Source organism: Roseomonas sp. TF40 (genome assembly GCF_057219975.1).
The window spans coordinates 437,413-450,679 of record NZ_JBXVVR010000001.1; the positions used below are offsets into that span (position 1 = coordinate 437,413).

Consider the following 13,267-nt stretch of genomic DNA (forward strand, 5'->3'; position numbering starts at 1 on the left):
GCTATTCCGCGTCGTCGAGCCCGATGGCGCGCAGGCGCGAGCGTTCCTCATCCCAGCCGGAGCGTTCCTTGACGTTGAGGAACAGGTGCACGCGCCGTTCCAGCAGCTGTTCCAGCTCGGCCCGCGCGCGCCGGCCGATTTCCTTGATCTTCGCCCCGCCATCGCCGATCAGGATGCCCTTCTGCGTCGCGCGGGAGACGTAGATGGTGCACTCGACGCGCGCCGAGCCATCCTTCTGCTCCTTCCAGGCTTCCGTCTCGACGGTCGCGTGGTGCGGCACTTCCTCATGCGTCAGGCGCAGCACCTGCTCGCGCACCAGCTCGGCGGCCAGCATGCGCTGCGGCAGGTCGGAGAGGTCGTCCTCCGGGAAGAGCCAGGGGCCCTCGGGGAGTTTCGCGGCCAGCACGTCCAGCACGCGGTCCAGCCCCTTCGCCTTCAGCGCGCTGACCATGAAGGTCTCGTCGAAGGGGAACAGCTCGTTCAGCGCCTTGGCGAGGGGCAGCAGGCGGGGCGGCTCGACCAGATCGGATTTGTTCAGCAGCAGCATGGCCGCGCGGCCGCCACGCTTCAGCCCCTCGACGATCTCGCGCACTTCCTCGGTCAGGCCGGCGCGGGCATCGACGATGAGGATGGCGAGGTCGGCATCCTGCGCCCCCGTCCAGGCGGCGGCGACCATGGCGCGGTCGAGACGCCGGCGCGGACGGAAGATGCCGGGCGTGTCCACCATGATGATCTGCGCCGGGCCGCGCATCACCACCGCGCGGATGCGAAAGCGCGTGGTCTGCGGCTTGGGCGAGACGATGGTCACCTTGGTGCCCGCCAGCGCGTTCACCAGCGTGGACTTGCCGGCATTCGGCGCGCCCACCACGGCAACCAACCCGCAACGAGTGGCGTTGTTCATGAGGCCCCCAGGCGCGCCAGCAGCGCGGCGGCGGCGGCCTGCTCGGCCGCGCGCTTGTTCTCGCCCGTTCCCTCGGCCTCCTGCCCCGCGGCGCGCACGCGCACCACGAAGATCGGATGGTGCGAAGGCCCGGTCGCCGAGACGGATGCGTATTCGGGCAGGCCCAGCGCCCGGCCGAGCGTCCATTCCTGCAGCCGCGTCTTGGGACTGACCGGCGGGCGCACGGGGGCTTCCAGCATCGCATCCCACTCGCGCCGCACCAGGGCGCGCGCAGCGGGCAGTCCGCCATCGAGGTAGAGCGCGCCCAGCAGCGCCTCCAGCGCATCGGAGAGCACGGAAGGCCGGGCGCGCACGCCCGCGCGTTCCTCATTGGGCGGCAGGCGCAGCGCCTCCCCCACCCCGAGCGAGAGCGCGACCCGCGCCAGCGAATCCTGCGAGACCAGCACGGCCAGGCGCTTGCCGAGATCGCCCTCGCGCTCCTGCGGGAAGCGCTCGGCAAGCCACTCGGCCATGATCAGCGCCAGCACGCGGTCGCCCACGAATTCCAGGCGCTCATTCGAATCGAGCATCTGGCGGCGCGGATCCGCAGCCGAGCGATGCGTCAACGCGTGCTGCAGAAGCGCGGGATTGGCGAAGCGATGCGGCAGGCGCGCGGCAAGCTGCTCCAGCGCCTCGGCGTGCTGTTCGGTGCCGCTCACCTGACCGCGCTGAACAGGCGGGACCAGCGGATGGCCATGGGCCAGGCCCAGACCTCCCACCAGCGGGCCGAGCCATCGACCGAGAAGAAGATGAATTCCGCCCTTCCGACGAGATTCTCGATGGGGATGAAGCCCACCGCATTCTGCGCGCGGCTGTCGAGCGAGTTGTCGCGGTTGTCGCCCATGGCGAAGACATGGCCCTCCGGCACGCGGAATTCCGGCGTGTTGTCGAAGGGCTGGTCGTCCGAGATTTCCAGGATGTTGTGCGCGTGCGGCTCGATGCCCGGCTGGGCCGGGAGGATTTCCCGGTACTGGCGCACGACGAGCCGCGGCCCGTCCCCCTCGACCGTGAAGGGGCCGAGCAATTCGCGCCGGGCCGGCTGGCCGTTGAGGTAGAGCACGCCGGCGCGCACCTGGATGCGGTCGCCCGGCAGGCCGATGATGCGCTTGATGTAGTCGGTCGAATTGTCGCGCGGCAGCTTGAACACCGCCACGTCGCCGCGCTCGGGCAGGGAGCCGAAGATGCGGCCCTGGAACAGGTTCGGGCTGAAGGGCATCGAGTGCCGCGAATAGCCGTAGGAGAATTTCGACACGAACAGGTAGTCGCCCACCAGCAGGGTGGGGATCATGCTGCCCGAGGGAATGTTGAAGGGCTCGAACGCCACCGTGCGGATGCCGATGGCGATCAGCCCGGCATAGACCACGGTCTTGATGCTTTCGAGCCAGCCGCCCGTCTTCTGTCTGACCATGGGTGGAATTTTCGCGGGCATCCTATCGGCCGGCCCGGCCTTCGGGTCCGCCATCGTGACCGCGCTTAGAACCCGCGCGCCCCGCCACTGTCAAGGAATGGCGGGCCCGCGCGGCATGCCCGGCAACGGAACGGCCGAGATGATCACCATCGCCTGCGCATAGGGGTATTCGTCGGTCATGGTCAGCGCCACCTGCGCGGCCATGCCGGGCGGGGTGATGGCCGCGAGTCGCGCCGCCGCGCCCCCCGTCAGGCGCAGCGTCGGCTGGCCGGAAGAGAGGTTCACCACGCCGAGGTCACGGAAGAACACGCCGCCGCTGAACCCGGTGCCCAGGGCCTTGGAGGCGGCCTCCTTCGCCGCGAAGCGCTTGGCGTAGGTGCCGGCGCGGATCTTCTCCGTGCGCCGTTCCGCCTTGGCGCGCTCGGCGGGGGTGAAGACGCGCTCGAGGAAGCGGGCGCCGTGGCGGGCGATCACCGCCTCGATCCGGCGGATATCCACCACGTCGCTGCCGAGACCAATAATCATTGATGCGACCTCAGCCCTTCGACCGCTCGGCCTGCGCCACGCCCTGCAGGCCGCGCAGCGCCGCGATGATGTTGGAGAGGTGGCGGATGTCCTTCACCTCCACATCCACCGAGACCTCCTGGAAATCCGGCCCGCGATGGACGATGCGCAGATTCTCGATGGCGCCGTCCTGCCGCGCGATCGCATCCGTCACGGCCGAGAGCGCGCCACGGTCATTGGCCGTGATCACGTCGATCCGCCCGATATGCCCGCCTCCGGCACCGCCCTGGTAGTCCCAGTCGATGTCGAGGAAGCGCTCGGGCGTGTCGGTGAAGGCGGAGAGGTTGTGGCAATCGGTCTTGTGCACCGTCACCCCCTTGCCGGTGGTGACGATGCCCAGGATGCGGTCGCCCGGCAGCGGGTGGCAGCAGCCCGCGAAGCTCACCTGCATGCCCGCGACGAGGCCCGTCACACCCATCGCCACGTCGCGCCGCCCGCCCTTGCTGGGCACCAGCGGCACGGCACGCGGGCGTGAGCGCGCGAGCGGCAGCGGGTCCGCCGCCCGGGGCGGGCCGCGCAGCTCGGGGTAGCAGGCATAGACCACGTCCTTGCCCGAAATCGCCCCCGAGGCGACGACAATGCACAGCTCCTCGAAATTCGGCTGCTTGAGGATCTTGAGCGCGGGCTCCGCCGCGCGATCGGTGAAGTCGATGCCCTCCTGCCGGAAGGCCTTGGCGATCGCCGCGCGGCCTTCCTGCTGCTGGGTCTTGCGGCTCTCGGCATGCACGAAGCGGCGGATGCGCGCGCGCGCCTTGCCGGTGACGACGAAGCGTTCCCATTGCGGGTTCGGCGTGCCGCCGCGCGCGGTGATGATCTCCACCTGGTCGCCATTCTCGAGCGGCGTGCGCAGCGGCTTGATCTGGCCGTTGATCTTCGCGCCCACGCACTGATCGCCCACCTGGCTGTGCACCTGGTAGGCGAAATCCACGCAGGTGGAGCCGCGCGGCAGGGCGATGAGGTCGCCCTTGGGGGTGAAGCAGAAGACCTGGTCGCGATGCAGTTCGAGCCGCGTGGCGTCGAGGAATTCCTGCGGCTCGGCCGCCTGCTCGAGGATGTCGAGCAGCGCCTTCACCCAGGGGAACTTGCCGCTGTCCTTCGCCGCCTGGCCGCCCTGCTTGTAGATCCAATGCGCCGCCACGCCGTATTCCGCGACCTCATGCATGTCGCGCGTGCGGATCTGCACCTCGATCTTGGCGTTGCGCTTCTCGGGCACCGACAGGCCCGTATGGATCGACTGGTAGCCATTCGGCTTGGGAGTCGAGATGTAGTCCTTGAAGCGGCCCGGCACCACGCGATAGGCCGAGTGCACGGCGCCGAGCGCGGCGTAGCAGGCGGTCTTGTCGGCGACGATGACGCGGAAGGCCATGATGTCCGAGAGCTGCTCGAACTCCACCTTCTTGCCCTGCATCTTGAGCCAGATGGAGTAGGGCGATTTCTCGCGCCCCGTCAGCTCCACGATCTCCACCCCCGCCTCGGCCAGCACGCGACGGAGGTCGATGCGGATCTCCTCGATCAGGTCCGCGCCCTGGCCGTAGAGGAAGGCGCGGCGCGAGGCGATGGTCTGGAAGGCGTCCGGGTTCAGCTCGCGGAAGGAAAGCGTCTCGAGCTCGGTCTTCAGCGCATCCATGCCGATGCGCTCGGCCAGGGGCGCGAAGATCTCCATCGTCTCGCGCGCGGTCTTGCGGCGGCGATGCTCCTCCTGCACGAAATGGAGCGTGCGCATGTTGTGCAGCCGGTCCGCGAGCTTCACCAGCAGCACGCGGATATCCTCGCTCATGGCGAGGACGAGCTTGCGGAAATTCTCCGCCTGCTTGGTGCGCTCCGATTGCAGTTCGAGGCGCGTCAGCTTGGTGACGCCATCCACCAGCCGGGCGACTTCCTTGCCGAAGCCGCGTTCCAGCTCGGCGAGGCCGGTCTTGGTGTCCTCGGCCACGTCATGCAGCAGGGCCGTGGCGATGGAGGCGGCATCAAGCCGGTAGCTGGCCAGGATCTCGGCCACGGCGATGGGGTGGGTGATGTAGGGGTCGCCATTGTCGCGCTTCTGCCCCTCATGGGCAGCGGCGGCCACGGAATAGGCCCGCGCGATCATGCCGACATCGGCGCGCGGGTCATAGGCGGCGACGCGCTGGGCGAGGCTCAGGCCGGTCTGGTCGATGCCGGCGAGGTCGGTCGCGGCCGCAGCCCCGCCGACGGCCATCCCGTCAGGCGCCGCCGGGGTGTTCATGTCGCGCCGCCCTGGGCCTGTCTGGGGGCGCGTTCAGGGGCGGGCCGCCGAAGCGACCCGTGGCGCGGGTCAGCGGGGGGGTCGCCCCCGCGACATCGCGCCGGCGTCAGCGCTTGCCCCCGAGCTCGGCGGCGATCGCCGCCTCGATGTCGTCGGCGGAGAGATCCTCCAGCCCGGCGCCATCGCCGATCTGCTCCTCATTCACGTCCATGACGCCGAAGATGTTCTCGTCGGTCGCGATGAGGTCGAGCACCTCTTCCTCGGCCGGCTCGGGCTCGGGCGCGCGCTGGAGCGACTTGATCAGGTCCACTTCCAGGGCCGGCAGTTCGACCGTGTCCTCGGCGATCTCGCGGAGCGCGACGACGGGATTCTTGTCGTTGTCGCGGTCGAGGGTCAGTTCCTCGCCACGGCTGATGTTGCGGGCGCGCTGGGCCGCGTAGAGCACGAGCTCGAAGCGGTTCGGCACCTTCAGAATGCAGTCCTCGACCGTTACGCGGGCCATGGCCGCTCCAATCCTGTAAGCCGGCGGGGAAAGGGGGGACGGCCACGCCTGCGCGCGGTTATCCCTCTCCCACCTTTGGTGAACCGCTCATGTAGCCAGCAGCGCCGCGCCATGCAAGGGCCGGATGCCGGTCTGGTCGGCCTCGGCCAGCCAATCCGCCGCCCTCCGGCCCAGCCGGGGATGCTCCCAGAGGGGCGCGATGTCGCAGAGCGGGGCCAGCACGAAGGCGCGCTGGTGCAGGCGCGGATGCGGCAGGGTGAGGTCAGGCGTCTCACACAGCCCCTCCCCCACCGCCAGCAGATCGAGGTCGAGCGTGCGCGGCGCGTTGGGATAGGGCCGGACCCGGCCGAAGCGCGCCTCGATGGCCTGCAGCGCCGCGAGCAGCGCCGTGGGCTCCGGCACGGCCCCGGTGAGCATGGCCACGCCGTTCACATAGTCGGGCACGCCCGGGGTGGGCGGCACCGGCGGGGTCGCCCACCAGCGGGAAAGGGCGCGCAGCCGCAGGCCGGGCAGCCCATCCAGCGCGGCGGCGGCGGCGCGGCAGGTGGCGAGCGCGGGGGCGCCGTCCGGGCCGGGAAGGTTCGCGCCGATGGCGACCAGGATCACGCGAAGAGCCCCCTTGCGGCGAATCAGAGGGCGCGACGTAGTGCGTCCGAGCCCGGAAGACCAGCATGACCCTCGAGCCAGACCACGACTGCCCGCTCTGCCCGCGCCTCGTCGCCTATCGCCTGGCCAACCGGGCGAAGTGGCCGGATTGGCACAATGGCCCCGTGCCCTGCTGGGGGCCGCGCGAGGCGAAGCTGCTGGTGATGGGCCTCGCACCCGGCGTGAAGGGGGCGAACCGCACGGGGCGGCCCTTCACCGGCGACCATGCCGGCAAGCTGCTCTACGCGACGCTGCTGAAATACGGCCTCGCCACCGGCGAGTACCGCGAGGACCCGCAGGACGGGATGGAATTGCGCGGCGTGCGGATCATCAACGCCGTGCGCTGTGTGCCGCCCGAGAACCTGCCCACCCCGGCCGAGACCGCCACCTGCAACCGCTTCTTCGTCGCCGAGCGCGCGGCGATGCCGAACCTGCGCGCCGTGCTCGCGCTCGGGCTGGTCGCGCACAACGCGCTGCTGAAGAGCTACGCCATCCCCGCCGCGCGCCACAAATTCGCCCATGGCGCGCTGCATGAGCTGCCGGGCGGCGTGCTGCTGGCCGACAGCTACCATGTCAGCCGGTACAACACCCAGACCGGCCGACTGACCACCGAGATGTTCGAGACGGTGGTCGAGGCCGTGCTGGCCCGGATCAGCTGAGGGCGCGGCCAGCCAGCGCGGCCTCGACGGCCCGCACCAGGCCGGGCGCCTCGGGGTCGGTCGCGGTGGGGAAGGCGCGGACCGAGAGGCCCTCCCGCGCCACCAGATACTTGTGAAAATTCCAGCGCGGCGGCCCGCCGGCGCGGGCGGCGAGCCAGGCGAAGAGCGGATGCGCCTGCGCCCCGCGCACGCTGGTCAGCCCGGCCATCGGGAAGTCGATGCCATAGACCGTCTCGCAGAATTCGCGGATGCGCGCGGCGTCGCGGCTTTCCTGGTTGAAGTCGTTGGAGGGCACGCCGATCACCGCGAAGCCCTGGGGCGAGAAGCGGTCATGCAGGCGCTGCAGCGCGGCGTATTGCGGGGTGTAGCCGCAGAAGCTCGCCGTATTCACCACCAGCAGCGCGCGGCCGCGGAAGGCGGCAAGGTCCAGCACGCCCCCCTCCAGCGCGGTGAGCGAGAAATCGAAGGCGCTGCGGGCGGGTCCGGCGGCCATCAGCAGGGGGCTGGCGAGCAGCAGGGTGCGTCTAAGCATAGCGTTCCTCGATCCAGGGATCGCCGCGGTTGCTGTAGCCGCGCACCTCCCAGAAGCCGGGCCGGTCCTCGCGCAGCAATTCGATGCGGGTCACCCATTTCGGGCTCTTCCAGAAATACAGATGCGGCACCACCAGGCGCACCGGCCCGCCATGGATGCGCTCCAGCGGCGCGCCCGCCCATTCATGGGCGAAGAGGTTCTCGGCCCGCGCGAAATCCGCCATCGCGAGGTTGGTGGTGTAGCCATCATAGCTGGTCAGCGCCACGAAGCGCGCCTCATCCTTGGGCCGCGCCATCGCCAGCAGGTCGAGCACCGGCACACCGCGCCAGTCATTGTCGTAGCGCGACCATTGGGTGACGCAGTGGATGTCGTTGCGGCGCGTGGCCTGCGGCAGCGCGAGGAACTCCTCCAGCGTCAGCCGCAGGGGGGCGGCGCAGAGCCCCTCGATCCGCAGCCGCCAATTGGCACGGTTCACATCCGGCTGCACGCCAAGATCGAGCACCGGGAAATCGGTGACGAGGCGCTGGCCCGGCGGCAGGCGCTCGCGCGCCGGATCCGCGGTGGTGCCGGTGAGCAGCCGCCCTTCCCGCGCCCAGCCCTGCTTGGCCTCGACGAGCTTGTCGCGGATCCGGCCGGTCAGGGACACCTCATCGTCTGAAGACATCTGCATCTCCTCGCGGCCGATACGTGCGACGGCGCCGCGCGGATGCAACCCCTCACCGGCCCCAGAGCAGCGTCACCCCGCCGCCGAGCCAGGGCGCCCGATAGGGCCGGAAGGGCGCCAGCGCGGCCAGGATCGCCGGGTCTCCGCCCCAGATCTCCAGCCCATGCCCGGCCGAGAGGAAGGGCCGGTCGCCCGAAAGCACCCCCTGCGCGACGCCGGCGAGTTCGCCCAGGCGCGCGGGATCGACGGCCTGGGCGAAGGTGAAGCGGGCAAGCCGATCGAGCGCGGCGCGCGCCTCGGGCGACAGCGGCTCGCCGGCCGCCTCGGCGATGCGCGCGAGCGCCGCGGCGGCCTGAAGGGCGAACAGGTGGTAGCTCAGGGCCAGCCGGCCGCGCGCCAATTCCTGCGGATGCACCCCTTCCGGCGTGACCTGCGCCAGGAAGGTCTCGCCGAAGGCCACGCCCCGGCGCAGCAGCGCGCGATCCCCGGCAGCCACGCCAGCGGCCGAGACCGCCAGGCCCGCCCAGGCGACATGGTTGTTCAGCACTTCGCTCGCCCCCCTGGGCTGGCGCGGCGGCGGGCGTTCGTAGAAGGCCGCGACGGGCCGCGCGACCTCGCCCATCCAGGCGCCGATGCGGGCCAGGCGGCCCGGCGTCGCGTCCGGCGCATCGCGCAGCGCGAGCAGGGCGATGGCCGAACCCGCCAGCGCCCATTTGCGATGGTAGCCGCCCTGGCGGTTGAAGGCGCCGAGCAGGGCGCCAGCCTCCGCCCAGGCTTCGATCTGGCGCAGCGCGCAGGCGGCCTCGGCCGCGTCGCGCAGCGCCACCCAGCGCTCGGTCGGGCGCTGGATCGCCGCCAGCCATTCGCGCAGCGGCCGCGAGGCTTCGGTATCGGCGGCGAGCCGCGCCGGATCGGGCTGGGAGAAGGCGGCGTCGGTGTAGAAGGGCTCGCTCATCAGGCTCATGACCGGCGGCGGCGGCGCGGGGCAGTCCCGGTGCGAGAGCGGCGCGGCCGGACCAGGGCGGCCGAAGGGGCCGGCGAGGTGCTCGGCCGGCGCGGCGCTGGCGCAACCCGCCAGCAGCACCGCCAGCGGCAACACCCACCAGCGCATCAGCGCGCGCCGTTCAGCCGGTAGTGGGGCTCCGTCACGTCGAGGTGTTCCAGCATCTGCGCGTGCCAGGCATGGAAATGCGGCTTGAGCCGGCCGATCATCGCCACCTTGTGCGGGTCGGCCGCGGCATCCGCGTGTTTCGCCACCCAGGCGCGGATCTCGGCGTAGAGCGCCTCGACATCCATCGTCGTGATCCGGCGGTCGCGCATCACCACCTTGCCATCCACCACGGCGTGTTTCGTGTGGCAGCCCTTGGCGCGCTGGAGGATCAGATCCGGGATCGCGAGCCGCGGGCTGGTCCAGGGGTCGCGCAGCATCTCGGCGGTGTCGAGCACCACGGCATCGGCCAGCATCCCAGGCGCGAGCGTGCCGAGCGAGCCGTGAAAACCCAGCGTGCGCGCGGCATTCACCGTGCCCATCGCCAGAACCTCGGGCGCGGTCAGCTGCGCGGTGCTGGCCAGGTCGAAGCCCGGCGTGCGCGCCAGCATCGCGATCAGGCGCAACTCCATGAAGGGGTCGTCATCGTCGTTGATCGATTTGTCGTCGATCCCCATGGCGACGTTCACGCCGGCGCGGACCATCGGCTGCACGGGCGAGATGCCGTTGCGCACATGCAGGTTGCAGGAAGCGTGATGCGTGGTGCTCGTCCCGCGCGTGGCGAGCAGCGCGATGTCGGCCTCGCTCAGCCACACCGCATGGCCGAGCGTGGTGGCGGGGCCGAGCAGGCCGAGATCATCCAGATAGGCGACCAGCGACCTGCCATGCGCCTTCAGCCCATAGGCGCGCTGATGCGGGGTCTGCAGCGTGTGGATATGGATCGGCAGGCCGCCGCGCGCCGCCGCATCCTCGCGGATGCGCGCGAAGAATTTCCCGGTGGTGCCATGTGCCCAGCTCGGCCCATGGAAGATCCGCGACATCGGCCCGTCGAATTCGGCATGCAGCGCGGCGAATTGCGCCATGTAGCCATCCTCGATGGCGTCGGCGTCATAGGCGGTGAAGGGGCGCACGAACGCCGCGAGGTCCGGCGGCAGGGTGGCGAGAAAGCCCTGCTCATCGACGCAGAACTTGTTGCGGTTGCGCACGGCCGGCGAGTAGGCAAGGCGGATGCCCGCCTGCGCATAGGCGCGGATCGCCTTACGCGCTTCCTCGGTCGCGCGCGGGCCTTCGTCGTTCCAGCCCGTGTGGTGGATGGTGGTGGCGCCATAGCGAAGATGCCGCACGGCCGAGAGCGCCGCGCAAAGCTCGTTCGGCAGATAGGCCATCGCCGTCCAATCCAGGAAGGCGTTCTCGAGGTAGTCATAGGTCACGCCCTTCTGGATCGGGCTGAGTCCCCGCCCATGGCTGTGCGCGTCGATCAGCCCGGGCATGACGATATCCTCGGGCCCGCCGAGCACTTCGGCCTGCGGGTAGCGGCGCAGGAGGTCGGCGGCATCGCCGATCTCGGCGACGAGATTGCCGACGATGCACACCGCCGCGTCGCGCAGCACCTCGCCCTTCGCCGGATCGACGAGCACCCAGCCGCCGCGCAGCAGCAACATGCCTATGCTTCCAAAGTGTCAGTGAAAGCGATGATGATCACGCGGTATCTCCCCGTCAATCACCAACGTTTGTTATGACTACTGAGCAATAAAGCTTGGCGCAGGCGATACAAGAGTTTCGGGACGACGACGAAGACCGCCGCGCAATGACTGTGACAAAACCGCTGATTCAGGAGAAGCCGCAGGCGGCACGGGTACACGAGGCACTCTTGGCGTGTCTGTCACTGGTGACTGCGGCGGGTTCGTGAACAAGACGTCCTGCGTAACCGCGCTGACCCACAGGATGAAACGAGACTCTGTATCTCCCGTCTGTTGGAAGCAGGCCGTCCGCCCCGAAGTGGGAATCCGGGTTGCACCGACCGGGCACGCATCGCCGAATACAACCAATGGAGCAGATGGAAGTTCGCCGATAACGTTGCTTAGTGTGTTAATGAAGGCCTCACCCGCAAGAAGATTCGCCGGCAAGGGCGCCGTGCCGAATGGACCTCTGGTGGAGGCAATATTGGAAAGCTGCCTCCTGAGACCATCAAAATCGCTAGGCCTATCGCTGCTAGGGGGCACCGACGCCGAGTACGTCGCATACCTGTAAAGCGCCTGTAGAAGCCTCAGGTCGCTTACGCTCGTTACGGGAGAAACACCAAAACTTTGCTTAAAGTTGTTCGTATTCGCAAGACCAACCCCCGTTACGGCGATCGCCCTAAGGTTTATTCCCGGTATGATGGATGGATTAATCGCAGTTGTAACCTCCACTGACCCCGAGCCGATTTCATATTGGGATGGGATCGCCTGGTCATTCTCAATAAAGCGGGCAAGGTTCGAGAGTACCTGCGCACGTTGCAGGTCGGCTATTGAATCTCCAACTGCCGCTGTGTTGACACGCAAACCTGCAGCACAGCCACTTAGCGACAAAGCGATCAAAGCGGCCAAAAAACCCCGCATGGATCAATTCCCCATTACTAATTCGATCCTATCGGAGATGGCCGGAAAGTCGCAAGCCTAATGACCGTTGATGAGAGATGGTGTTGACTCTGCCGAAGCTGCCGGAGTTCAGCCCCGGTCTCGCATCAGCCGCGCCTTGTCGCGCGCCCAGTCGCGCTCGGCGATGGCGGCGCGCTTGTCATGCTTCTTCTTGCCCTCGCCCACGCCGAGCAGCACCTTCGCCATGCCACGCTCATTGAAGTGGACCTGCATGGGCACCAGCGTGATGCCGTCCCGCGCGATGGCGGCGGAAAGCTCGCGCACCTGCTTGCCGTGCAGCAGCAGCTTGCGCGGGCGGCGCGGCTCGAAATTGGCGACGAAGCTGCCCGCCTGCCATTCCGGAATATAGGCGTTGAACAGCCACAGCGCGCCGTCGCGCTCCCCAGCCCAGGCCTCGCTGAGCGTGGCCCGGCCAGCGCGCAGCGACTTCACCTCCGGCCCCACCAGCACAAGCCCCGCCTCGACCGTGTCGCCGATCTTGTAGTCGAAGCGCGCCTTGCGGTTCTGCGAGGCGATGCCGTGGCTGATCAGGGCCTTCTTGCGGGGTTCCGCCATGCTCAGTTCAGCAGGCCGGCGCCCGCGAGCGCGGCACGGACGCGGGCGCGGGTGCTCTCGGCCACCGGCGCCATGGGCAGGCGGCAGAAATCAGTGCCGTGGCCGAGCAGGCTCGCCGCCACCTTCACCGGGCCCGGCGAGGTCTCGCAGAACATCGCGTCATGCACCGGCAGCAGCCGCGCCTGGATGGCCTGCGCGCCCGCGATGTCGCCCGCCGCCCAGGCATCGTGCATCGCCCGGCAGAGCCGCGGCGCGATGTTGGCGGTGACCGAGATGCAACCATGCCCGCCCGCGGCGAGGAAGGCGAGCGCGGTGTGGTCCTCGCCCGAGAGTTGGCAGAAATCCGCGCCGCAGGCCGCGGTGGTGTGCAGCGGGCGGGTGAGGTTCGCGGTCGCATCCTTCACGCCGACGATGTTCGGGTGCTTCGCGAGCCGCGCCATCGTCTCCACGCTCATGTCCACGACGCTGCGCGGCGGGATGTTGTAGATGATGATCGGCAGGTCCACCGCATCGGCGATCGCCATGAAGTGGCGGTACAGCCCCTCCTGCGTCGGCTTGTTGTAATAGGGGGTGACGACCAGCGCCGCATCCGCCCCGGCCGCCTTGGCATGGCGGGTGAGGTCCACCGCCTCGGCCGTGCTGTTGGAGCCCGTGCCCGCGATCACCGGCACGCGCCCGGCAGCAGCGGCGACGCAAAGCTCCACGACTTCGTGATGTTCGGCGTGGCTCAGCGTCGGGCTCTCGCCCGTGGTGCCGACGGGGATGAGGCCCTGCGTGCCCTCGGCGATCTGCCAGGCCACGAAATCCGAGAAGGCCTTGGCATCCAGGGCGCCATCGGCCTGCATGGGCGTGACCAGCGCCACCAGCGATCCCCTGAACATCATTTGCCTGTCTTTCCGTGCCGCGATTGGGGGCGAGAACCTAATGAGGCGCCGGCCCTGCGACAA

Annotated in this window: 14 protein-coding genes; 1 reads left to right on the top strand and 13 read right to left on the bottom strand. The window is 69.2% G+C overall.

Features of this window, described 5'->3' with window-relative positions:
* Position 1 precedes the first annotated feature (1 nt).
* The 7 genes from era to folK form a co-directional block, all read right to left on the bottom strand.
* Entirely contained in the window at positions 2-901 is a 900-nt protein-coding gene (gene era / locus AC2D9U_RS01885; RefSeq protein WP_484745855.1) for a GTPase Era, read from the bottom strand.
* Positions 898-1,599: a ribonuclease III gene (rnc, locus tag AC2D9U_RS01890; RefSeq protein WP_484745857.1), complete on the bottom strand. Its 702-nt coding sequence runs from the start codon at positions 1,597-1,599 to the stop codon at positions 898-900. Before rnc ends, era begins: the two co-directional genes overlap by 4 nt.
* Positions 1,596-2,348: a signal peptidase I gene (lepB, locus tag AC2D9U_RS01895; RefSeq protein WP_484745858.1), complete on the bottom strand. Its 753-nt coding sequence runs from the start codon at positions 2,346-2,348 to the stop codon at positions 1,596-1,598. Before lepB ends, rnc begins: the two co-directional genes overlap by 4 nt.
* A gap of 90 nt (positions 2,349-2,438) precedes the next feature.
* Positions 2,439-2,873, bottom strand: a complete 435-nt coding sequence (gene acpS / locus AC2D9U_RS01900) for a holo-ACP synthase (protein WP_484745860.1) — start codon at positions 2,871-2,873, stop codon at positions 2,439-2,441.
* Positions 2,874-2,883: 10 nt separating this feature from the next.
* On the bottom strand, positions 2,884-5,136 hold the full coding sequence (locus tag AC2D9U_RS01905; protein WP_484745862.1) for a RelA/SpoT family protein: 2,253 nt from the start codon (positions 5,134-5,136) through the stop codon (positions 2,884-2,886).
* Between the two features lie 106 nt (positions 5,137-5,242).
* Entirely contained in the window at positions 5,243-5,638 is a 396-nt protein-coding gene (rpoZ, locus tag AC2D9U_RS01910) for a DNA-directed RNA polymerase subunit omega (protein ID WP_484745864.1), read from the bottom strand.
* An 87-nt stretch (positions 5,639-5,725) separates the two neighbouring features.
* Entirely contained in the window at positions 5,726-6,244 is a 519-nt protein-coding gene (gene folK / locus AC2D9U_RS01915; protein WP_484745866.1) for a 2-amino-4-hydroxy-6-hydroxymethyldihydropteridine diphosphokinase, read from the bottom strand.
* A 65-nt stretch (positions 6,245-6,309) separates the two neighbouring features.
* Here folK and AC2D9U_RS01920 point away from each other — a divergent pair, with 65 nt between their 5' ends.
* The gene (locus AC2D9U_RS01920) at positions 6,310-6,942 is read left to right on the top strand and encodes a uracil-DNA glycosylase (protein ID WP_484745867.1); all 633 of its coding nucleotides are present in this window, start codon (positions 6,310-6,312) and stop codon (positions 6,940-6,942) included.
* Here the strand turns inward: AC2D9U_RS01920 and AC2D9U_RS01925 are convergent.
* The 6 genes from AC2D9U_RS01925 to dapA form a co-directional block, all read right to left on the bottom strand.
* Positions 6,935-7,474: a glutathione peroxidase gene (locus AC2D9U_RS01925; protein WP_484745868.1), complete on the bottom strand. Its 540-nt coding sequence runs from the start codon at positions 7,472-7,474 to the stop codon at positions 6,935-6,937. The two genes, AC2D9U_RS01920 and AC2D9U_RS01925, sit on opposite strands and share 8 nt — an antisense overlap.
* Positions 7,467-8,138 (bottom strand): sulfite oxidase-like oxidoreductase, encoded by a 672-nt coding sequence (locus AC2D9U_RS01930; protein ID WP_484745870.1) that lies wholly within the window; start codon positions 8,136-8,138, stop codon positions 7,467-7,469. The genes AC2D9U_RS01925 and AC2D9U_RS01930 overlap by 8 nt, the downstream gene beginning before the upstream one ends.
* A 52-nt stretch (positions 8,139-8,190) precedes the next feature.
* Entirely contained in the window at positions 8,191-9,249 is a 1,059-nt protein-coding gene (locus tag AC2D9U_RS01935; RefSeq protein WP_484745872.1) for an alginate lyase family protein, read from the bottom strand.
* On the bottom strand, positions 9,249-10,787 hold the full coding sequence (locus tag AC2D9U_RS01940; protein ID WP_484745875.1) for an amidohydrolase family protein: 1,539 nt from the start codon (positions 10,785-10,787) through the stop codon (positions 9,249-9,251). Before AC2D9U_RS01940 ends, AC2D9U_RS01935 begins: the two co-directional genes overlap by 1 nt.
* Positions 10,788-11,834: 1,047 nt before the next feature.
* Positions 11,835-12,320, bottom strand: coding sequence for an SsrA-binding protein SmpB (gene smpB, locus AC2D9U_RS01945; RefSeq protein ID WP_484745877.1), 486 nt, complete (start codon positions 12,318-12,320; stop codon positions 11,835-11,837).
* A gap of 2 nt (positions 12,321-12,322) precedes the next feature.
* On the bottom strand, positions 12,323-13,201 hold the full coding sequence (gene dapA, locus AC2D9U_RS01950; RefSeq protein ID WP_484747318.1) for a 4-hydroxy-tetrahydrodipicolinate synthase: 879 nt from the start codon (positions 13,199-13,201) through the stop codon (positions 12,323-12,325).
* Positions 13,202-13,267 lie beyond the last annotated feature (66 nt).

Excerpts from the sequence above, each read along its gene's own strand:
- lepB (WP_484745858.1), bottom strand. The coding sequence starts at position 2,348 with ATGGTCAGACAGAAGACGGGCGGCTGGCTCGAAAGCATCAAGACCGTG.
- dapA (WP_484747318.1), bottom strand. The coding sequence starts at position 13,201 with ATGTTCAGGGGATCGCTGGTGGCGCTGGTCACGCCCATGCAGGCCGAT.
- AC2D9U_RS01905 (WP_484745862.1), bottom strand. The coding sequence starts at position 5,136 with ATGAACACCCCGGCGGCGCCTGACGGGATGGCCGTCGGCGGGGCTGCG.
- acpS (WP_484745860.1), bottom strand. The coding sequence starts at position 2,873 with ATGATTATTGGTCTCGGCAGCGACGTGGTGGATATCCGCCGGATCGAG.
- AC2D9U_RS01935 (WP_484745872.1), bottom strand. The coding sequence starts at position 9,249 with ATGCGCTGGTGGGTGTTGCCGCTGGCGGTGCTGCTGGCGGGTTGCGCC.
- era (WP_484745855.1), bottom strand. The coding sequence starts at position 901 with ATGAACAACGCCACTCGTTGCGGGTTGGTTGCCGTGGTGGGCGCGCCG.
- AC2D9U_RS01925 (WP_484745868.1), bottom strand. The coding sequence starts at position 7,474 with ATGCTTAGACGCACCCTGCTGCTCGCCAGCCCCCTGCTGATGGCCGCC.
- rpoZ (WP_484745864.1), bottom strand. The coding sequence starts at position 5,638 with ATGGCCCGCGTAACGGTCGAGGACTGCATTCTGAAGGTGCCGAACCGC.
- AC2D9U_RS01930 (WP_484745870.1), bottom strand. The coding sequence starts at position 8,138 with ATGTCTTCAGACGATGAGGTGTCCCTGACCGGCCGGATCCGCGACAAG.
- smpB (WP_484745877.1), bottom strand. The coding sequence starts at position 12,320 with ATGGCGGAACCCCGCAAGAAGGCCCTGATCAGCCACGGCATCGCCTCG.
- AC2D9U_RS01920 (WP_484745867.1), top strand. The coding sequence starts at position 6,310 with ATGACCCTCGAGCCAGACCACGACTGCCCGCTCTGCCCGCGCCTCGTC.
- AC2D9U_RS01940 (WP_484745875.1), bottom strand. The coding sequence starts at position 10,787 with ATGTTGCTGCTGCGCGGCGGCTGGGTGCTCGTCGATCCGGCGAAGGGC.